The 19,863-nt window shown below is 57.6% G+C and carries 18 protein-coding genes and 2 pseudogenes; 8 read left to right on the plus strand and 12 right to left on the minus strand.

Going from position 1 to position 19,863, the window contains the following annotated elements:
• Positions 1-84: pseudogene (locus tag NTD87_RS25800) on the minus strand (hypothetical protein); the annotation flags it as partial.
• Between the two features lie 387 nt (positions 85-471).
• Here NTD87_RS25800 and NTD87_RS25805 point away from each other — a divergent pair.
• A complete protein-coding gene (locus NTD87_RS25805) occupies positions 472-2,172 on the plus strand; it encodes a sulfatase-like hydrolase/transferase (RefSeq protein WP_262117007.1) in 1,701 nt (566 codons plus the stop codon).
• 15 nt (positions 2,173-2,187) lie between these two features.
• Here the strand turns inward: NTD87_RS25805 and NTD87_RS25810 are convergent, their stop codons facing one another.
• Positions 2,188-2,370, minus strand: coding sequence for a helix-turn-helix domain-containing protein (locus tag NTD87_RS25810; RefSeq protein ID WP_410017523.1), 183 nt, complete (start codon positions 2,368-2,370; stop codon positions 2,188-2,190).
• A 125-nt stretch (positions 2,371-2,495) separates the two neighbouring features.
• Here NTD87_RS25810 and NTD87_RS25815 point away from each other — a divergent pair, with 125 nt between their 5' ends.
• From NTD87_RS25815 to NTD87_RS25835, 5 genes are all read left to right on the plus strand, one after another.
• Positions 2,496-2,924: a DUF1214 domain-containing protein gene (locus NTD87_RS25815; RefSeq protein ID WP_262117008.1), complete on the plus strand. Its 429-nt coding sequence runs from the start codon at positions 2,496-2,498 to the stop codon at positions 2,922-2,924.
• A 364-nt stretch (positions 2,925-3,288) separates the two neighbouring features.
• The gene (locus tag NTD87_RS25820) at positions 3,289-3,957 is read left to right on the plus strand and encodes an ABC transporter ATP-binding protein (protein ID WP_262117009.1); all 669 of its coding nucleotides are present in this window, start codon (positions 3,289-3,291) and stop codon (positions 3,955-3,957) included.
• Between the two features lies 1 nt (position 3,958).
• Positions 3,959-6,436 (plus strand): ABC transporter permease, encoded by a 2,478-nt coding sequence (locus NTD87_RS25825; protein ID WP_262117010.1) that lies wholly within the window; start codon positions 3,959-3,961, stop codon positions 6,434-6,436.
• Complete coding sequence (locus NTD87_RS25830) at positions 6,426-7,499, plus strand: lipocalin-like domain-containing protein (protein ID WP_262117011.1); 1,074 nt, start codon at positions 6,426-6,428, stop codon at positions 7,497-7,499. The genes NTD87_RS25825 and NTD87_RS25830 overlap by 11 nt, the downstream gene beginning before the upstream one ends.
• 128 nt (positions 7,500-7,627) lie before the next feature.
• Positions 7,628-8,212: a hypothetical protein gene (locus tag NTD87_RS25835; RefSeq protein WP_262117012.1), complete on the plus strand. Its 585-nt coding sequence runs from the start codon at positions 7,628-7,630 to the stop codon at positions 8,210-8,212.
• Positions 8,213-8,661: 449 nt separating this feature from the next.
• Here NTD87_RS25835 and NTD87_RS25840 read toward each other — a convergent pair whose 3' ends face one another.
• Positions 8,662-9,417 carry an anti-sigma factor family protein gene (locus NTD87_RS25840; protein ID WP_262117013.1) on the minus strand — a complete coding sequence of 252 codons (756 nt, stop codon included), beginning with the start codon at positions 9,415-9,417 and terminating at the stop codon, positions 8,662-8,664.
• Entirely contained in the window at positions 9,410-9,922 is a 513-nt protein-coding gene (locus NTD87_RS25845) for a sigma-70 family RNA polymerase sigma factor (RefSeq protein ID WP_262117014.1), read from the minus strand. The genes NTD87_RS25840 and NTD87_RS25845 overlap by 8 nt, the downstream gene beginning before the upstream one ends.
• A 149-nt stretch (positions 9,923-10,071) precedes the next feature.
• Here NTD87_RS25845 and NTD87_RS25850 point away from each other — a divergent pair, with 149 nt between their 5' ends.
• Both NTD87_RS25850 and NTD87_RS25855 read left to right on the plus strand, forming a co-directional pair.
• Complete coding sequence (locus tag NTD87_RS25850) at positions 10,072-11,043, plus strand: metallophosphoesterase family protein (RefSeq protein WP_262117015.1); 972 nt, start codon at positions 10,072-10,074, stop codon at positions 11,041-11,043.
• 13 nt (positions 11,044-11,056) lie between these two features.
• Positions 11,057-11,377, plus strand: coding sequence for a cupredoxin family copper-binding protein (locus tag NTD87_RS25855; protein WP_262117016.1), 321 nt, complete (start codon positions 11,057-11,059; stop codon positions 11,375-11,377).
• Positions 11,378-11,598: 221 nt separating this feature from the next.
• Here the strand turns inward: NTD87_RS25855 and NTD87_RS25860 are convergent, their stop codons facing one another.
• The 8 genes and pseudogenes from NTD87_RS25860 to NTD87_RS25895 all read right to left on the minus strand — a co-directional run.
• Positions 11,599-11,874, minus strand: a complete 276-nt coding sequence (locus tag NTD87_RS25860; RefSeq protein ID WP_262117017.1) for a hypothetical protein — start codon at positions 11,872-11,874, stop codon at positions 11,599-11,601.
• A 35-nt stretch (positions 11,875-11,909) separates the two neighbouring features.
• A pseudogene (locus NTD87_RS25865) lies at positions 11,910-12,164 on the minus strand (DUF6124 family protein); the annotation flags it as partial.
• Positions 12,165-12,499: 335 nt separating this feature from the next.
• Positions 12,500-13,063 carry a MepB family protein gene (locus NTD87_RS25870; RefSeq protein ID WP_262117019.1) on the minus strand — a complete coding sequence of 188 codons (564 nt, stop codon included), beginning with the start codon at positions 13,061-13,063 and terminating at the stop codon, positions 12,500-12,502.
• A gap of 245 nt (positions 13,064-13,308) precedes the next feature.
• A complete protein-coding gene (locus NTD87_RS25875) occupies positions 13,309-13,566 on the minus strand; it encodes a hypothetical protein (RefSeq protein ID WP_262117020.1) in 258 nt (85 codons plus the stop codon).
• A 164-nt stretch (positions 13,567-13,730) separates the two neighbouring features.
• Positions 13,731-14,003, minus strand: coding sequence for a hypothetical protein (locus NTD87_RS25880; protein ID WP_262117021.1), 273 nt, complete (start codon positions 14,001-14,003; stop codon positions 13,731-13,733).
• 209 nt (positions 14,004-14,212) lie between these two features.
• Complete coding sequence (locus NTD87_RS25885; protein WP_262117022.1) at positions 14,213-14,617, minus strand: immunity 50 family protein; 405 nt, start codon at positions 14,615-14,617, stop codon at positions 14,213-14,215.
• Positions 14,618-14,619: 2 nt separating this feature from the next.
• Positions 14,620-19,425, minus strand: coding sequence for an RHS repeat-associated core domain-containing protein (locus tag NTD87_RS25890; protein ID WP_262117023.1), 4,806 nt, complete (start codon positions 19,423-19,425; stop codon positions 14,620-14,622).
• Positions 19,422-19,863: DUF4123 domain-containing protein (locus NTD87_RS25895; protein ID WP_262117024.1), on the minus strand; the 442-nt coding region annotated here is incomplete at its 5' end. The genes NTD87_RS25895 and NTD87_RS25890, both read right to left, overlap by 4 nt.

Here is a 19,863-nt window from a genome sequence, read left to right on the forward strand (position 1 = left end):
ACACCAAACCCGGTGACCGACAACTGCCAGGGCAGCTGCTTTTATCAGGCCAACGTAACCCGTACCAAATACGCTCACGTCCATACTGGCGTGCCTCGTAAAACGGTTGATGTAACTCAGATGAGACTGTCAAAAGGGGTATAGCCCAGCGTGGGCAAACCGTGTCAGCAAACTGACATGTTCTTCATGTTGAAAAGCACCCGCAAATTAGGCGATCTGCCATCAAGTGCCGTCAGACAGTGGCTTTTGCCTGTTGTTGAGGGGTTGCAGGTGGTGTAAAGAATGCGATAAACGGTCGTAAACCTTGAATTACAAGGGTTGACAAGATGTTGGTGTGTCAGATTTGAGTCATCTTTTTTTTGACGCTTTTGCACTTCAGATGGCATTTCTTGCGCTTTGGAGGGCTACTGCTAGTGTCAAAAAATGGCCAGTAATAAACCCGTCACGCACATCAGGAACGATCAACGACTCATGGCGAGATACCTGAAGGAACTGCTGCTGGTTCTGTACTTGCTGAAGAACTACGACTACTACCTTGAACGCCTGAATGCCATGGGCGTGGGTATTGCGGTGGTGTTGTTCGCTGCGATGTTCGTCGTTCTGGTGGTGGCCTTATGGCTCAGCGCCTACATCCGTCTGACGCTGGTCCGTCATCTGTTCGCCCTGGTCATGTTTGTCTCGGCAGTATTCTTTGACGTTTATACGCGCGTGACCGCCGACTACCTGACGTATAGCAGTTTTGTGTCGCTGGTTTATTCAGGGGGCTTCATTCAAGAGGCGGCGTACCAGTATCGGACAGTGATTGTTGGCGCCGTGGCCAGTGGGCTGCTGCTATTGTTTGGTATTGGCCTCAAGCCGCGCCGGCGCCTGGCATTGCCGGGTTATGCGTTGGTCGCGGCGCCGCTGGTGGGCGTGATGCTGTTGAGCGCGGTGCTGTTTGTGCGGGCCGGTGAGGGCGCCCGGGGCTTGCCGATCATGTACACACCGCTGGCCTACCTGAACCTGTTCGCCTACGAATCCCTGCACAACACAGTCGGCCCACGTGAGCCGGTCAGCCTGGCACGGGTGAGCACGCCTGCCGCGCATGACATCGTGTTGATCATCGATGAAAGCGTGTCTGGCAACTACCTGGACATCAACACCGCGTTTGGCGTGCACAGCAACCTCAAGGAACCGCACCCAGGCCTCGACATTATCAACTACGGCTATGCCGCCTCCGTCGCCAATTGCAGCGCCGACACCAACGTAACCTTACGTTATGGCGGCACGCGCACGGACTACATGCGCATCAATTCGACCCTGCCATCGATCTGGCAATACGCGAAAAAGGCCGGTTTGCGCACGGTCTACATCGACGCTCAACGCACCGGCGGCAACCTGCAGAACCTGATGACCGACCTTGAGCGCAAGGACATCGACGAGTTCGTCCAGTTCGACCAGACCAGCGTGCGCGACCGTGACATGGCGGCGGCGCAGAAATTGATTGATCTGCTCAACGACGGCCAGCCTACGCTGGTGGTGATCAACAAGGTTGGCGCGCATTTCCCGGTACACGACAAATACCCGGACGACTTCATGGCCTATCGGCCGACGCTGCCGCGCGGGCAGTTCATGGAGGTCGCCGACACCGGCAAGCGGGACGGCTTCAATGGTCAACCGGATGACTGGGTGCTGTACCGCAATGCTTATAAAAACACCCTGTTGTGGAACGTCGGCGAGTTCTTCGCGCGGGTGTTTGCCAAGGCTGATCTGAGCAACGCGACGTTGATCTACACCTCCGACCATGGCCAGGATCTGCATGAACGCGGCAATCCGGGGTTGAACACCCATTGCGGTGGTGATCCGGTCGAGGAAGAAGGCCTGGTGCCGCTGGTGGTGATTCAGGGTAGCGGCTTGCACACCCTCGACTGGCAGAGCGCGCTGGCCGGTAACAAGGACCGCTCCAGCCACTACAACATCTTCCCGACGCTGCTCCAGTTGATGGGCTATGACCTGGCGGCCATCGAGCCGATCTACGGCAAGTCGCTGAGTCAGCCGACCGCTGACGATTTCACTTTCAACTATCGCTTCAACGCGCGGCTGGGGGCGAAGCCGGCCTGGCGGCATATCGACCTCAAGACCATCGTGACCCCGAGTCAGGCACCGTCGGCCGTTGCCGCCGGCACTCCGTAGGCCTGTGCGCCGCGTCTACCTTGGGGGCTGGGCATTGCGCGAGCGGTAGAGCCCCGGTGCACAGTCGAACCAGCGCAGGCAGGCACGGTTGAAGCTTTGCACATCGCTGTAACCGAGCTGGTCGGAAATCTCCACCAGTTCAAGCTTCGCGGCGAGCAACAGATCTTCAGCGCAGTAACGCCGGTATTCGTCGAGCAATTCGGAAAAACTCCAGCCCAGCGCCTTCAGGCGCCGGGCGGCGGTGCGTTCGAGCAGGTGCTGCGAGGCACAGAAATTTTGCCAATGGGCGCAAATTCGGTGACGACGATCTGACGCGGGCCGCCGTGGCCTGGCGTTACATCTACGCCAACGACCCGGTGGAAGCCGTGTATCCGATGGCGCTGCATGACGCGCAAGGTCAGCTGCTGGACGGCAGCAACACCTATCGCCTGCATTTCGCCGCCGGGCAGTTACCCCCGGTGGATGCCTTCTGGTCCTTGACCCTGTACGACGGCAAGACCCAACTGCTGGTGGCCAATCCGCTGTCACGTTACGCCCTGGGTGATCGCAGCCCCGACTTGCATTACGACACTGATGGCGGCCTGACCTTGACGCTGGCAAAAACCGCCCCGACGCAAACGCCGCAGAGCAACTGGCTGCCGACCCCCGAAGGTCCGTTCAACCTGCTGCTGCGTTTGTACCTGCCGCAACAATGGGCATTGGATGGCAGTTATCAGTTGCCGACCATTGAAGCCGTCAATGGTGAGGGCTGAGCCATGACGATTGCGTTTAGCCTGATCCTGCGCTTGTACGGCCCGGCGCAGCAGGTGATCGAACAGCGCTGGCAGATGCCTGCGGTAGAGGGGATAACCATACGGACCACGTGAGCCATACTCCGACCCGTAGCAGTGTGAGGCTGCGTTCGAGGACGAAGTCCTCGTAAAACCTGCGCGCGCGGTCTACCTGAAAGAACGCGTTGCCTGATTTTACGACCGCTTCGCGCTCGAACGCAGGCTTCGCCAGCTGCTACGGGGGAATGTGTGAAAGGCTGGAAGATTGCCAGACAACAAAAACCACGCAGGGCACCCAAAGCCGTCCACTATTCTTGACTTCACTGTCTGCTGATCGAGTATTCCCATGCTTCAAGTACACGGCGTGTTCAAGAGCTACGCCACCCCGCAAGGTCCGTTGGCGGTGTTGCAGGGTGTCGACCTGCAACTGACTCAAGGCAGCAGCCTGGCGCTGATGGGCGAGTCGGGCAGTGGCAAGAGCACCTTGCTGCACTTGATTGCCGGGCTGGACAAGGTGGATCGCGGCAGCATCCAAATGGGCGAGCAGCGTCTCGAGCAGATGAACGAAGGGCAATTGGCAAACTGGCGGCGCACTGAAATCGGTCTGGTGTTCCAGCAGTTCAACCTGATCGGCAGCCTGCGGGTCGAGGACAATCTGGCGTTCCAGGCGCGGCTGGCCGGGCGTCATGACCTGCGTTGGCAAGCGCAACTGGTGGAACGGCTGGGGCTGGGGGATTTGCTGCGGCGTTACCCGGAGCAATTGTCCGGCGGTCAGCAGCAACGGGTTGCCTTGGGGCGGGCGCTGGCGTCGCGCCCGCGCTTGCTGTTGGCGGACGAGCCGACCGGCAGTCTCGATGAGCACACCAGCGATGAGGTGCTCGATTTGCTGCTGGAACTGCTTGTTGACAGCCCCACCAGTCTATTGATGGTCACGCACAGCCAGCGGGTCGCCGCACGGCTGGGAGAAAAAGTGCTGTTGCACGGCGGACGTCTGGTCGACGCGGGCCAACGCTGAGATGGGCGTTCTGCGTGAAACCTTGCGAGCGCTGCTCAGCCATTGGCGTCAGCACCCGGTGCAGTTTTTCAGTGTGCTGACCGGGCTCTGGCTGGCCACCAGCCTGTTGACCGGGGTGCAAGCGCTGAACAGTCAGGCGCGAGAAAGTTACGCCCGAGCCAGCCAGCTGATTGGCGGCGAACCCCAGGCCAGCCTGAGTGCACCCAATGGCGCGACCTTCTCTCAGGCACTGTTCGTCAACCTGCGTCGGGCCGGTTGGCCGGTATCGCCGCTGTTGCAGGCGCGACTCCAACTCAAGGGCCATGAAGACCTGCGTTTACAGCTGATGGGCATCGAGCCGTTATCGTTGCCGACCGGCTCGGCGCTGGCCGGGCAACGTTTGGACCTGACGCAAATGGTTGATTTTGTCAGCCCGCCGGGCCGCACCTGGATCGCCCCGGTAACTTTGCAGGCGCTCGGTTTGCGTGAGGGCGATCAACCGCAAAGCCTCAACGGGCAGACCTTGCCGCCCTTGCGCAGTCAGACCGATATGGCCCCCGGCGTGTTGCTGGTGGACATCGGAGTGGCCCAGCAGGTGTTGGGGTTGCCGGAGCAGTTGTCACGACTGTTGTTGCCCAAGGATTTCGCCGCCACCGAGCCCCGGTTACCCGGCCAGTGGGCGGGTCAGTTGCAGCTCAAGCGCAGTGGCGAGGAAAACAATCTGGCGCGGCTCACCGAGAGCTTTCACTTGAACCTCGACGCGCTGGGGTTTCTGTCGTTCGTCGTCGGTTTGTTCATCGTCCACGCTGCCATCGGCCTGGCACTGGAACAACGTCGTGGGTTGTTCAGGACCCTGCGCGCCTGCGGGGTCAGCGCACAGATGTTGATCTTTTGTCTGAGCATTGAATTGGGTGGGCTGGCACTGCTCGGCGGGATGGTTGGGGTGGCCAGCGGTTACCTGTTGGCCAGTCTGCTGTTACCGGACGTTGCCGCCAGTTTGCGTGGCTTGTACGGCGCCGAAGTGGCGGGGCAGTTGAGCCTCAGCCCGCTGTGGTGGTTCAGTGGGCTCGGTTTGAGCCTGCTCGGCGCACTGCTGGCCGGTGCCAATAGTTTGCTGCGGGCGGCGCGACTGCCGTTGCTGGCATTGGCCAATCCGCAAGCCTGGCATCAGGCTCACGCACGCTGGTTGCGGCGTCAGGGCTGGGTGGCAGCCGTCGCCGCTGTGATTGGCCTGATCGCGTTGATCCGGGGGGACAGCCTGGCCAGCGGTTTTGTGCTGATGGCGGCGTTGTTAATCGGTGCGGCGCTGGGTTTGCCGGTGCTGCTCAATGCCGCGCTGAACCTCGTGCTGCGGCGCAGTCGTTCGGTGCTCGGGCAATGGTTTCTCGCCGATTGCCGTCAGCAGTTGCCCGCCCTGAGTCTGGCCCTGATGGCGTTGCTGTTGGCGCTGGCGGCCAACATTGGCGGCGGCAGCATGACCGCCGGCTTTCGCCAGACCTTCAGTGACTGGCTGGAGCAACGGCTGACCGCCGAGCTTTACGTCAACCCGCAGAACCCGGCGCAAGCCAGCGAACTGCAACAGTGGTTGCCGCAACAACAGGTCAGCGCGGTGTTACCGAGCTGGCAGGTCGCGGTGTCGTTGCAGGGCTGGCCCGCTGACCTTTACGGGGTGATCGATCATGCGACCTATCGCGAACATTGGCCGTTGCTTGAAGCGCTGGGCGAGCATCCCTGGGATCAGTTGGCGGCGCACGACACGCTGATGCTCAGCGAACAACTGGCCCGTCGACTCAAGCTGCGGCTCGGTGACCGCCTGAGCATCCCCACGCCACAAGGCACGTGGTCGCCGCAGTTGATCGGGATCTACGCCGACTATGGCAACCCCAAGGGTCACCTGTTGGTCAACGCCGAACACCTGCTGCGTTACTGGCCGCAACTGACACCGAGTCGCTTCAACCTGCGCGTCGATCCGGCGCACATCCCGCCGCTGCTGACGGCGCTGCAAGCGCGCTTTGCCCTGGACGACAGTCGGATTGTCGATCAGGCCCGGCTCAAGGGTTGGTCGACGCAGGTGTTCGAACGAACCTTCGCTGCTACGGCAGCGCTTAACAGCCTGACCCTCGGCGTAGCGGGTGTGGCGCTGTTCATCAGTTTGCTGACCCAGAGTCAGAGCCGTCTCGGGCAACTGGCGCCGTTGTGGGCGCTGGGGGTGACACGCCAGCAGCTGATGTTGCTCAACCTCGGGCAGACCTGGTTGCTGGCGCTGCTCACCTTGGTGGTGGCGTTGCCTTTGGGCCTGGCGCTGGCCTGGTGTCTGGACACGGTGATCAACGTTCAGGCGTTTGGCTGGCGTCTGCCGTTGCGGGTGTTCCCGCTGCAACTCGCGCAATTGATGGGGCTGGCGATGCTCGCCACGTTGCTGGCGTCGGCGTGGCCGTTGTTCACGCTCTATCGCACGCAACCGGCGGATCTGCTGAGGAGCTTTGCCCATGAGGATTAAATGCCTCGTCGGCCTGCTGCTGGTGTTGCTCGCGGGTTGCGATGACGCAGCGAAAAACACTGAGAGTTTCGCCGGATTAGGCGCCGATGCGGCTGCGTTCAAGCAGGTGACGCCCGGCCGGGTATTCAGTTTCCCGGCCGATCACGGCGCCCATGACGGTTATCGCGTCGAGTGGTGGTACATCACCGCCAACCTCAAGGACCCGCAAGGCCGGGAATTCGGCGTGCAGTGGACGTTGTTTCGCAATGCCCTGAAGACCGGCCCCGAGCAGCCCGGCTGGGCCAGCCAGGTGATCTGGCTCGGCCACGTGGCGGTGACCTCGGCGACCGTTCACCACGCGGCCGAACGTTATGCCCGTGGTGGCGTCGGTCAGGCCGGGGTTCAGAATGTACCGTTTGCGGCGTGGATCGATGACTGGCGCCTGAGCACTCAAACCGACACCGTGAACCCGTTGGCCGAGATGCAAATGCAGGCCAGCGGCAACGGCTTCAACTATCGACTGCGGCTGAGTTCCAGTCGGCCGTTGGTGCTGCAAGGCGAGCAGGGTTTCAGTCAAAAGTCCGAGCAGGGCCAGGCGTCGTACTACTACAGCCAACCGTTCTTCCAGGCCAGCGGCAGCCTGGAAATCGATGGCACGACCTATCAGGTCAGCGGCCCGGCCTGGCTCGACCGAGAGTGGAGCAGCCAGCCACTCACGGCCGATCAGACCGGTTGGGACTGGTTCTCCCTGCATCTGGACGGTGGTGCGCAACTGATGCTGTTTCGGGTGCGGCAGAAGACGGGGTCGGCGTACCTGACCGGCACCTGGATCAACCCGGACGGCAGCACTGAGCACCTGACCAAAGACCAGATCAGCCTCACGCCCTTGACGTCTTCCGAGGTGGCCGGGCGGAGTTTACCGACGCGTTGGTCGATCAAAGTCCCGGGCAAGGGCCTGGACATCACCAGCAGCGCGTTGAACCCCAGGGCCTGGATGGATTTGCGCATTCCTTACTGGGAAGGGCCGGTGCAGTTAAGCGGCAGCCATGCCGGCAACGGGTACCTGGAAATGACCGGCTATTGAGTCTTTAGCTGCAATGTTTCGGGTGAAATCGTGATCTGCGTCTATGCTCCTTCGGCACAGATGACCTGAGGCATGAGCTGAGGGTCGCTGTCTGCACTCTTTACTTCAAACACAGGGAACGTACCGTTATGAAACTTAACTCACTGGCCAAAGCCATCACCCTTGCGACGTTGCTGTCTGCCGGCAGCCTCAGTGCCTATGCGGCCGATATCCCGTTGTCGAACATTGTGGAAGCCGACCAGGTAGTCGCCAAAGTGCTGTCTGTCGATGCCGCCAAACATCAGGTGGTGCTCGAAAGTGCCGACGGCAAACAGGTGCCTATCCAGCTCAGCGAAAACGCCAAGGATCTGGGCCATCTGAAGGCCGGTGACAAGGTTCAGATCGACGTCACCCACTCGGTGGCCGTTGTACTCGACACCGATGTCGAGAAGGGCCTGCCGGGCACCAGCGAAAGCAGCGGGGAAGCGCGTGCCACCAAAGACAATCCAAATCCGGGCGGCGAAGCGTTCCGTCACGTTCAGGTCCAGCTGAAAATCACCGCCATCGACCTGAAGAAACACGAGCTGACCTTCGAAAACCCGGCCGGCGTGAAAAAAGTCGTCACCGTGGAAAAACCGGAAGTCCGGGCCCACCTCAAAGACCTCAAGATTGGCCAGAGCGTGGTGGTGACTTACACCGACGTGCTGAAAATCACCACCCAGCACGAAGGCTAGAACGACAGCTATCTACATGTTCCACCCCCGTAGCAGCTGTCGAGCCTGCGAGGCGGCGTTCGAGGACGAAGTCCTCGCAAATCCTGAATGCGCGGTTTGCCTGAATGAACGCGTTTCCTGATTTTACGACCGCTTCGCGGCCGGACGCAGCCTCGCAGGCTCGGCAGCTGCTACAGGGGGGTAGGACGCAACCTGATCGGTCTGATTCGGTTTTTTTCGTTTCAAATCATTTCGCGGAACCGGGATGTCCAGATTAATTCAGAATTTTTGAACGGACAGAACGTTTGCGTTGCATTAAAATCCCCCCGTTCGCCCAGTGTCGGGGCTCTTTACCGGTGCATGGATTGCCAGGCCATAACACTGGGCGAACACCTTTCTCCGGGCGCGATAAACAACATTTCACCGCGCCTCGCATCGGGTCGATGGCCTTCACGTAACGCCCCCCGTTATCAAGCACCCTGTTCAAGCAACTGGCTGAAGACCTCCAGCTCGGTTTTTTCCAGATCCGATATCACGATAAAACGCATGTGATTGTGTTGCCAGGCGACCACGTTGTAGCCGCGGATGGACTGACTTTGCCGGGGTTTATCGGTATCTGTCGTCGGCAGAATGAACACGTTGATGATGTGTTTCGCCCGCCCGTAAGACAGCGCAGCGGTGGTCTGGTGTTGCAGGTAATCCAGTCGCCCGCCGAGCAGAGGGAAACCTTGCGCCGAGAAGTCGAACACCGGCGGCGAAAAATCCAGCTTGCCGGTAAACCAGGGCTTGACCGTGTGCCGGTCGGAAGACGCGACATCATTCAAGTGCTCGGCCATCAGCGAACGCACATGGCTGGACACCGCTTCGTCCAGCCAGGGCTGCTCAGGCGAAGGCGTGGCCACATACAGCACCAATGCCATGGCCAGCGCTGTCGCTGAAAACGCCGGTGCCAGCCACTTACGCGAGGCGTCTCTCAAGGTCTGCCAGGCAGAGATCGGTAACGGTGGAGTGGAGAAGACCTGCTGAACCAGCGCATCGGGCGCCGCGTAATACGGCGCATGAGCCTTGACGCTGGCGATCAGCTGTTTCACCTCGTCATGCTCGCGCTGACAGTCGGCGCAGTGCGCCAAATGCTCGGCAACGTTAGCAGTGGTCGCAGCGTCCAGTTCATGGTCCAGGTAGCCATGAATCAGTTCGTGGCAGAGCGTGCAGTTGATCTCATTCATGGCCTTGCAACTTCAATAGTTCCAGCTTGAGCATGACGCGAGCCCGGGCCAGTCTCGACATGACGGTTCCTATAGGTATGTCGACCACCTTTGCGATGTCCTTGTAAGGCATGTCTTCCAGCTCCTTGAGGACGATCATTTCACGGAACGCCGGGGACAGGGCATGCAGTGCCTGCTGAACATGGGCGGCGTCCTCCGCCTGCATGGCCAGCCGTTCCGGTGTCTGGCTGTGGCTCAAGGCAAGATCGTCCTGCGAGATCTCATCGCCGATGGCGACCCAGCGATGGCCGGCCGAGCCTTTGAGCCAGTTGTAACTCTCGTTGCGCACGATCGTCAGGAACCAGGCCTTGGCATTGCCGTCCGCAAAGCGATGCAGAAACTTGAACGCCTTGAGCGCACTTTCCTGCACCACATCATGCGCCGCGCTGTCATTGCCGGTCAGCCAGCGCGCGAGGTTAAAAGCCGCATCCATGTGCGGAGCAATCAGCTCCTCAAATCGCTTCATAGTGGCTCCAGCCTTTGCCCCCTATAACCCGGATGCGTTGCGTTTTATTCCCCCAAAAAAAAATATTTTTTTGCCTGGAATAAATCCCCGACCGGCTCGGTTGTACTTCCTGTCAGTTCATCAATGTAGACCGCTACGAGGGCGTTCCCATGAACATTCGTTCGACAACACATGAAAAGCGTACAGACGGCCCCTTGGACCCCGACCGCAGGAACCTGCTCAAATGCTCGGCATGGGCTGGTGCCGGCGTTATCTGGGCGTTGAGTGGCGGTATACCGCGAGCGTTTGCCCTGAGTGCCGATGGCACCGTATCGGACCCGAAAGCGCTGGACAGCACTTTTCACTTCGTGCAAATCAGCGACTCGCACATCGGTTTCAACAAGGAAGCCAATCCCGAACCGCTGAAGACCCTGCAGGTCGCCATCGACAAAGTTATCGCGCTGCCGAAAAGGCCTTCGTTGATCCTCCACACAGGTGACATCACCCACCTCTCCAAAGCGGAAGAATTCGATATTGCCGCGTCTATGCTCAAAGGCCTGCCTTCAAACGTGCACTACATACCCGGCGAGCACGACACACTCGATGAAGGCGGCGGCAAGCTCTACCTCGAACGCTATGGCAAAGGCACCAAAGGCAACGGCTGGTACAGCTTCGACGACCATGGCGTGCACTTCATCGGGCTGGTCAACGTCTTCAACTTCCAGGCGGGCCACGAGGCAACCCTCGGTGCCGAGCAACTGGCCTGGCTGCAGGATGATTTAAAGGCAGTGTCCACCAGCACACCGGTGGTGGTGTTCACCCACATTCCGTTGTGGACGATCTATCAGCCGTGGGGCTGGGGCACCGAAGACGGTGATCAAGCCATCGCCATGTTGCGCAAATACGGTTCGGTGACGGTGCTCAATGGCCACATTCACCAGGTCATCCAGAAGGTCGAGGGCAACATCACCTTCCACACCGCACGCGGCACGGCTTACCCGCAACCCGCACCCGGTGCCGGGCCAGCACCGGGACCGATGACCGTGGCTGCCGATCAACTGCGCAACTACCTGGGGATTACCGAGGTCAAGGCGACGCAGGGCGATCATCCGTTGGCACTGATCGATTCGACACTCGTTTAAGGGAGGCGCTGACATGAAGCATTTATTGCGGGTACTGGCCTTGGGTTGCTTGATGGTGTCGATACCAGCGTGGGCGGAAGGGACCAGAATCGACATCAAGGAATTCATGTTTGGTCCCAAGGAAGTGACGATAGCGGTGGGTACCACCGTGACCTGGGTCAACGACGATCAAACGGTCCATACGCTGATGGAAACCCACAAGGTGTTCCATTCGGCAGCGCTCGACACCAACGACCAGTTTTCCTACCAGTTCAATACACCGGGGACCTATGAATACTACTGCACGCTGCACCCGCAGATGATTGGGAAGATCATTGTCAGTGCGGCGCAGTGAGGGGGAGGTTAATGCCAGTCAGTTAAGCGAACGCAAGGTTTGAAACAGTAAAGATCAAATGTGGGAGCGAGCCTGCTCGCGATAGCGGTATGACAGTAACCATTGATGCAGAATGTAAAACCGTCATCGCGAGCAGGCTCGCTCCCACACTGGACTTGCTTCGTTTTACGGAATGTATTTCCTTAACTGACCGTCATTGAATCCAGGGTCGCCCACTTCTATTACAACGCCGACACCTGCGCCTGCAACCGTCGACCGATCACATCCAGCAAATCACAACCGTCGCGCAGCGCAATCGCCAACACCCGTGCGAAGTCTTGCAAAATCACAGTGTCGCTGTGGGTCTCCTCACGCAGGGCGAGGTTCTCCAGCAACTGCGTCACCGCGCTGATGCGGTAGGCAGCAGTGTCGTGCAGCACGTCGAGCGGCGCTTCGGTGTCGATGACCAGCGAGTGAAAATTATTGTCGATCCCGGTGATGGGCATGTAGCGAGCCATGGCAGTACCTCCAGTGGGTAAACGCGCGTGAACACTCAGTGGCGAACGCCAGAGGCCGAGTCCGGCGTGTCGAGGTGCTCCAGCGCCCGGTTCACCATCAACTCGGCCAGCACGGCCAACTGCTGAATCGCCAACGCCACGTTGCGGCGCGAGCCTTCGAGTTCAAAGGCCAGGTCGGTGGCCATGGCATTGAGCGAGGCGAGGGTTTCGGAGGTGTGGATCAGCAGGGTTTCGGTGTCGACGTCAGGGGCGATGGTGAAGAGATGGCTGACGGGGGCGGGGGGATTGGGGGTGATCTTTTTCATTCGGCTTGTTCCTAGATTTAAATTAAGGAACTGCCAGCATCACTTCCACATGATGGGTGGCAGCTGTACGCGGGTGTGGAAGACCGGGAGATCTAGGAACCCGGCGCACCCGAAAGTGCCCCGCGCACAGCCGCCATAATTTAACAGCAGACAAGAAAAAAGCGCCTGCTTAAATTTAGGGGCGCTTGTGCGCCTAGATCTCATGAAGGGCTTCCACACCCTTGTCGCTGATTTTGCAGCGACAAACGAAGGCTATCCGTGAGGCCCATCCGGCACAAGTTCACCAAAACCACTACAACGTGCAGGAAATGTCCGAAGCCCTACGTATTCACGCCAAAGAGCCGACGCACCTGCTCGGCATCGGCATTCCCGTTGTGATCAAGCGGCAGAAAGTACCGAAGCTGCCATTGCTGCGTCCTCACCGCGTCTTTCGCGACGGGCTGGACCCACGGCGGATAGACGCGAATAGCGCGCTTCCCGCCTTTCCCGTTGATCGACAGAATGCCCTTCGAGACCAATATCTCCGGGTCAAACACAAACTGCCCGCGATGCGTGGCATCGCACACACTCACCACCACAAAGCCCACGCCATCGGCAGTGTCGAGTGGCGCAATAACACTGCCCGGTGTCGGTCGCTTCCATAAAGTAACGAACTGCCCAATTTTGGTCGGCGTGGTCTTCGCTACACGAAAGACAATCGTGCGGCCGTCGAGACCAAAACGTGCGGCGCCGTACTCGGCACTTTCCGCTTCGGGTCGTGCCGCTTGGGTCAGCTTCATGCCTGCCAGTTCGTACACGTTCTGGATCGCGGCGGTCAGATCGTGTGGAAGAAAGGGGGAGGCTTGGGCAGGTTTTGTGTGTGGGTCAGTGAGATCGGATTTCAACGGGAGTGGCCACTGAGAAAGGGATGGATTTATAGACTAAGGTATCCACTGAAAATGAATCTGTGGGTTTATTTTCCTTCGGCGTCTAGAAAATAAATCTGTCCCCTATGTGTTTGACTGCTTCGTATAGTTCGCTTTGTTTCATCGGTGCGAGACTCTTGTCTTTAGGGGGTAGCACGTTTTGGATGAGGGTCGCGTGTTGGGTAACGTAGTTCGTAAGATTTTTGGTTGTATTTTTATTAAGTTTAAACTCCGCGATGCTTGCCAGGTTTGATAATAAGCAAGTGATCCATTTGGCGATTTCGGCACTGTTCAATAAAGTTCATCGCGCAAGAGGGACCTTCTACATATCTGTGGAAGGACTCCTTATCGATTTTGTAGTGCTCTTCGTAATCAACAAGGTGATTGCTGACAGGAATCGATAAATAATGTATTTCAGAATCCTGCTCTTGGCCGACACTGAAGCGCCTCGTTTTGTTGATCATGGCATCTTGGAACTTCATTGGAGTATAAGGACCTTTAGGGAGGTGGGTCACGTTTGGCGATGAAGGCAGTGCCTAAAGTAACATGATCTGTCCCCGTTTAATTGTTTTTGTGAGTGTCTACTCTTTTTTGGGTTTTGTAGTTGGCCTTGAATTAAAGTGTGGCCTAGTCTGGTGTTATAAGTTTAGACTTTTGGCACTCCAAGGTCTACGTGACCCTCCATAGTTATACACGCTATCCAGCTAAGTTCAGTGGAGAAAAAATAAGTGTGCTGGGGTATCTCTGCGAGAATTTCAAGCGCTGGTTCTAGGTCGAGGACATTTACTTGATATGCATCTTCGGTTGCAGAGTCTCCAATAAAAATCACCTCGGCGACATCAAGGGTTTTTATTTTTTCTGAGATTTTTTTTAGGACAAAATCGCCTTCATTGTCATTAAAGTTGATGCTGCTTTGCAATAAATTCCAAGCAATTTTCGAACCGGAAAATGGGATTTTATCGTTGATTTCTTTTACAAGAAAATCATGTTTTTCTTTGTGTAATTTTTATATGGGATTTTAGCTTCGGAGAGGCTTTTTTCTAATTCGTCGTCGAAGTAACTCATCGTTTAAACATTCTAAGAAGCTTTAAGGGCTCAGGGTTTGTGTTTTACTTCACTTGCTAGTGCTTAAGTGGCTTCGGAGTATTTATCATTCATATACACCGAGGGGCCGCAAAGCAAAGGAAATTTTGTTGTGAACTCAATTAGCGAGTTGTTGTTCGATGCGTGAATCGTGAAGAGGTTTTCTTTTTGAGTGATTGTTATATTAAGTTTCTCTTTTGTGGGTATATTTTTGATCGTTAGATTGCTGACTCCGCCGCAGTTTAAGCCGATGCGGCATGTATTGAATGCAGCTTTTTTCCATTTTGCGGGAGGGGCGTCTGGGAGCTCTTCGATGTCAAATTCGAGTATTATTGTTGGTCTGCTGTTGTCGATATTTACTGTGAAAAGCTCAACGGGCCCAATCGCTACGGAAGTCGTGAAAACCTGATTGAAAAAAGTGCTGCCGTCAATATCGTTCCAGAATTTCATTCTTACTCCTTGAAATAGAAGTGATCTTTTGCACCTGGGATTTTGCCCGTTCTGGTGTTTTCAATCGGTCGTAAATTAAAGTGCGCAGTCTGGTCACCCTTGTTCCCAGGCTCATGGTATTGGTGACCCGCAGAGTGGTCCTGAATTATTACCTTTGAACCATCACCACGTGTGTATTGGTACTCCCGTGTGAGTATCGGTTTTCCTTCACTATTCAAAATACTTTCACCGGCTTTGTCCGTCATTCTCACATATTTGTACTGATGTGTTTTCCCTGTCGTAGGATCATAAACTGCGTCAGGTTGCTGTGTTCTTGAAATTCCAGCTTCGGATTTAGCCTGTTTAAACGCTCCACTCCGAGAGATTTCGGGCGGTGGTGGTTCGCTTGGTTTGCCAGCTTGCGGATTGTTTTTGCTTTTGAGGCAATCTGCATTCAACCCCAACGGATCCACCCACCCCGTCGGGTTAGGCACGTACTGGTAGTTGTTCAACCCACCCGCCAGCTTGATCGGGTCCGGCGTCAAAAACCGTCCAGTGCCTGGATTGTAGTAGCGATGCCGGTTGTAGTGTAAGCCCGTTTCCGCATCGAAGTACTGACCCTGGAAGCGCAGCGGGTTGTCGATTTCGGCGATGTCGAGCGTGGCGAGGTTGCCGTAGGCGCGGTATTTCGCGGACCACATGATCTCGCCGCTGTAGTCGGTGAGTTCCTGGGGTGTGCCGAGGTGGTCGAGTTGGTAGTAGAACGGCGTCGCTTTCAGCGGGCCTTCGCCATCCAGCATCGCCAGCGGTCGGAAGCTGCCGGGTTCGTAGAGGTAAGTGCGATAGCGGTTGTTAGCGCTTTCGGCGATCAGGCGTTCGCCTTGCCACAGAAATTCGGTGGTGCTGCCGTTGATGGTTTTGTCGATACGGCGGCCGAAGGCGTCGTACTTGTAAGTTGCGTTGCTACCACCCGGCAGGCTGACGCCGATCAGGCGATGCTGGCAGTCGTAGCGGTACTCGGTAACGAGTTTTTGTCCGGTGCCGCGACGTTCGCGGGTCAGGTTGCCGTAGGCGTCGTAGTCATAGTGGCGGTCGCCCTGCATCAGCAGGCGGTTGCCTTTGACGTTGGCAAGGTTCGCCGCAGGTTGGTCGCCTTGACCGAGCAGGTTGCCGGCCGGGTCGTGGGCGAAGCTTTCCGGGGTGCTGCCACGGACGTTGATCAGCCGGTCGAGCGGGTCGTAGTGGTAGCTGCGATTGCCTTTGCGGCTGTCATCGATGCCCGCGAGGTTGCCGTTGGCGTCGTAGGCGTAGCGGCGCTGGAACAGGTTGCGGTCCTGCTGGCTGACGCTATGGGCTTGCAGGCGTCCTTGTTCGTCGTACTGATACTGGCTAAGCAACAGGCCTTGTTGGCGCTGTAGTTCGCGGCCCGCATTGAACTGGTGAGTGGTCAGGCGCGAACCGTTGAGGTCGATGCTGCTCAGGCGGCCGCCGGATTGGTGGCGGTAGTCGAGTTTGCTGCCATCGGGGAGGCGGCAGTGACTGAGTTGACCGAGCTTGTCGTACTCGTAACGAAGAGTGCCCCAGCCCTGGTGTTCGGTGATGAGGCGGTCTTGCAGGTCGTATTCGTAGGCGAGCGGCCAGTTACCGTCGTCAACGTTAACGAGACGACCAAGGGCATCGTAGCTGTAGTGAATTTCCTCGCCATCGGCGAGGGTTTTCACCAGCAGACGGCCAGCGGCGTCGCGCTGGTACTCGGTGACCAATTCGCTGTCGTCGTCGCCGAACTCGGTTTTCTTCAGCAGTTGGCCGTTGAGGTCGTACGCGTAGGCCGTGCGGCGACCGTCGAAGCCGGTTTCCTGCTGGATCAGGCCGTTGGGGAAGTAGTCGAGGTGATACTGCTCGCCACGTTCGTTTTCGATCTCGGTGAGTAGAAGGCGCGAGTTGTCATAGCGGTAGCGCAGTTGGCTGCCGTCCGGATTGATTCGACGGCTGACCAGGTGCAGGCCATCGGCGTATTCGTAGCGAGTAACGCGGCCCAGTTCATCGCGTTCGGCAGTGACGCGACCGTACGGGTTGTAAGTGAAAGCACGGGTAGCGCCGCCGGGCAGGGTGACTTGCGTCAGACGATCGACGGCATCCCATTGGTAGTGGGTGATGGCGCCGGTTTCTTCCTGACGAGTGATCTGCCGACCCAGCGCGTCGTAGCGATATTTGCGCTGGCCACCGTCGGGCAGGCGTTCTTCCAGCAGCTGGCCGAGATTGTTCCAACCCAGTTGATGGCGGCTGCCATCGGGGTGGCGGATTTCCAGCAGACGGCCCTGACGGTCGTAGCTGTAATAGGTTTCGTTGCCGTGAGGATCGGTTTGTTGAGTGATGTCGCCCTGGCGATTGCGTTCGTATTTCCAGCGAGCTCTGCCGCGTTGAACATCGATGAGTTGGCCATCGAAGTAGTTGTAACGAGTCGGTTCGTCTTCTGGCGGTACGACTGCAATCAAACGCCCAGCGTCGTTGTACTGATACTCGGTGATGGCGCCAAGTGCGTCTTTTTCAGCGATCAGGCGACCTTCGTCGTCATAGGCTTTTTGTGTTTCCGCGCCATCAGGGGCGGTCTCGCTGATCAGCCGCGCATTCTCGTCATGCACGTACACCTGCTCGCTACCGTCGGCATTGAGGACGGTAACCGTACCTTTGTCATCCCATACGTAACGTGCTTCCAGTTGCGAGTAGCTGGCCCAGTGACGGACGCAACGGGCCAACTTGCCTTCACGTTCCCACTCCCAATAGAAACTGGCGCCGCCCGCCAGTTGACGTTCGAGAATGACGTGCTGGTCGTTGTAACGATAATGCTCGCTCTCACCAACGGCATTGGTGGCACATACAAGCTGATTGCGCTCGTTGTAGTGGTATGTGACCAGGGTCTGCACCGTCTGCCACGGGTCCTGTCGCTCACCCCGTTCGTTGTACTCGGGACGTTGCTGTTGATAGTCCACCGCTGCGATATGGCGGTCGTCGTAACGCAGCAGCAAGGCCCGCCCGGCGCCGTTGTCGATGCGTTGAAGGCGGTCGACCAGGTCGTAGCTGATGTGCAACTTGTTGTCGTAGGCATCGCTGATGGTGATCAGGCGCCCGGCACGGAAGTGGTAAAAACGTGTTTTGGGGCCGGCCTGGGTCAGGATCAATTCGCCCGGTGCATCGCCGAGATAAATCGCCGCTTCGGCCAGGCTATTGGTGATGACCGGACGTTGTTCGGTTGGCATCGGAAAGCGAGTCTGACGGTTTTCATTGTCAGTCCACAGCACCCCCTCGTCGTCCAGTTTCAAGCGATGGGACAGCGAATGGCTCCAGCCAAAGCCGAGGCGGCTGTCGATTTCGACCGCACTGCTGCGGTACAGGCGCGTCCACTCCAGCGGCAAGAGGCCGCCAAGCTCACCGTCGGTGAGTGTCAGCAATTCCTCGCCGGTCACCATCGATACGGGCTCGCCGTCGGTACAGGTTTTGTTAGCACACTGTGCAGGTTTGTCGGCGGGGGTTTTCGACTGATCGGGTGCGTTGTCGACGTGTTCTTTTTGCTCTATCCGCGAGCTGTTCTCTTTCTTGCCCCGTGCATGGATCTGCGCGTCGGTTTCCACCTTCCCGCCCGTCACCGGCGGCTTTTTCTTTGGTGCTGTTGCCGTCGTCGCGGGCTTGGGGGCGGCGATTTCGACGCTGGCCTTGCGCGCCTGATTGACTGCCGAATTACCGTTGAGCAGCAAAGGTTTGGCGGCTTCGGTGTGGGCCGTGGCGTTTTTCTTGCTGACTTTCATCAGCATGGCGGTGAAGTCTTCGATCAGCCTCAGTACCTTGCCACTGTTTTGCGTGGCTTTGAGTGCCTTGGTACCAACACGTACTGCCAAGCCGAGACCACCGGTCAAGACCACGCCGACCAGGATGTTCAGCAAAACTTCCGTGGTCAGCTCGGAAAGTACTTCCGTGCAGGTCTGCGGCGGCAGCATCTTGACCCAAGCCATGATCGCGGCCACGTAGATCCACATCAACGGTTCGTCACTGGCGATCAGCAGGGCGGTGTGAATCGCCTCCGCTGAGGCGTCGTAGATGCGTTTGATTTCTTCCTCGGTGAAGAAGTTTTTCAGCTTTTCATAGTTTTCCCGTGGATGCGCAACCAGGTTGTAGAGGCTTTTGATGTCGCCCCACAAACCCATGATGGCTTTTAGAAAACCTTTCCAGGCCGCTTCCAGCTCTTGCAAGGCGCGGCCGCCCATGGACGCGCTGTTATGCGCTTGCCAGAGCGGCAGGAAGTCGGTGCTCCACTGGGTTTGCAGCCAACCGCTGAGATCGCCGATCACGCCCTGATACGAATTGAACAGACTGTCGATTTGCGCTGGCGTGGGGTTAGGGAAAAACGTGATTTTGTATTGCTGTTTAGGCGTAAGACCTTCGACTTCCAGAATCCCGCTAGGGCCGATGGTCGTGGTGATGGGCTGGCCTACTTCGTTTTTGCCATACAGCTTGCCGTCAGCCACCGGCACCAGGCGCACCGGCGTATTACCGATAGGCACAAAGCGTGCAGACTCGAAACTGTGAACCAGCTTGAGTTTGCCATTGGCCGGACAGTTTGCGTAAAGGTCGACCTGCGCTTTGCTGTCTTTGTTTTGAGTACCGACTTCGTCGCCGACCTGAAACTGTTGTTCTGCATCCAGTACACCGCCGTACCAGGCTTCGGCATGGGCGCGGTAGTCGACAATACACTTCTTGAAATCACTGATGATGACCTGAGCGTCGGGTTGTTCTGCTGTCAGGTTCCCAATAATCGAACCCATCAAAATGCTCATACGGCCACCTCGTTTTCCAAGTGGGCTTTCAGCAGCCCTGTGTAGTTTTCTTCCGTGAGTGGGGTGCGTTTTACGAAGCGCGCCACTTTTTCTCGCAGGTTGGATTCAGGGAACGAGAAATAAAGTTCGGCATGATCCTCCTGCAACCACTGCATCATGTTGCCGATTACGGTCGACGGATTTTGCTTGGTCAGGCCATCCAGCAACTTCTTCGGCACCTCCCACCATGGCCAATCCTTCACTGGCGGCACTGCTCTCGGCCCAACTTCCAGGCTTTGACCATTGATCAGGTACCGATCAAACACCGGCAACACTTCACCGGCTGCATCACCCAACCCCTCAAGAATCGGGTAGATATGCCGCCCATCCCAAAACCGGAAAAACACTTCTGTCCCATCCGGCATGCGCACTTGAGTCAGGCTGCGCAGGTGTTCGAAT

The sequence above is a fragment of the Pseudomonas sp. 6D_7.1_Bac1 genome (genome assembly GCF_025465945.1).
Taxonomy (GTDB): domain Bacteria; phylum Pseudomonadota; class Gammaproteobacteria; order Pseudomonadales; family Pseudomonadaceae; genus Aquipseudomonas.

Bases quoted from the DNA above. Each gene is read 5' to 3' on its own strand.
- NTD87_RS25805 (WP_262117007.1), top strand. From the start codon at position 472: ATGGCGAGATACCTGAAGGAACTGCTGCTGGTTCTGTACTTGCTGAAG.
- NTD87_RS25850 (WP_262117015.1), top strand. From the start codon at position 10,072: ATGAACATTCGTTCGACAACACATGAAAAGCGTACAGACGGCCCCTTG.
- NTD87_RS25830 (WP_262117011.1), top strand. From the start codon at position 6,426: ATGAGGATTAAATGCCTCGTCGGCCTGCTGCTGGTGTTGCTCGCGGGT.
- NTD87_RS25845 (WP_262117014.1), bottom strand. From the start codon at position 9,922: ATGAAGCGATTTGAGGAGCTGATTGCTCCGCACATGGATGCGGCTTTT.
- NTD87_RS25825 (WP_262117010.1), top strand. From the start codon at position 3,959: ATGGGCGTTCTGCGTGAAACCTTGCGAGCGCTGCTCAGCCATTGGCGT.
- NTD87_RS25820 (WP_262117009.1), top strand. From the start codon at position 3,289: ATGCTTCAAGTACACGGCGTGTTCAAGAGCTACGCCACCCCGCAAGGT.
- NTD87_RS25855 (WP_262117016.1), top strand. From the start codon at position 11,057: ATGAAGCATTTATTGCGGGTACTGGCCTTGGGTTGCTTGATGGTGTCG.
- NTD87_RS25860 (WP_262117017.1), bottom strand. From the start codon at position 11,874: ATGGCTCGCTACATGCCCATCACCGGGATCGACAATAATTTTCACTCG.
- NTD87_RS25875 (WP_262117020.1), bottom strand. From the start codon at position 13,566: ATGAAGTTCCAAGATGCCATGATCAACAAAACGAGGCGCTTCAGTGTC.
- NTD87_RS25835 (WP_262117012.1), top strand. From the start codon at position 7,628: ATGAAACTTAACTCACTGGCCAAAGCCATCACCCTTGCGACGTTGCTG.
- NTD87_RS25840 (WP_262117013.1), bottom strand. From the start codon at position 9,417: ATGAATGAGATCAACTGCACGCTCTGCCACGAACTGATTCATGGCTAC.
- NTD87_RS25890 (WP_262117023.1), bottom strand. From the start codon at position 19,425: ATGAGCATTTTGATGGGTTCGATTATTGGGAACCTGACAGCAGAACAA.
- NTD87_RS25885 (WP_262117022.1), bottom strand. From the start codon at position 14,617: ATGAAATTCTGGAACGATATTGACGGCAGCACTTTTTTCAATCAGGTT.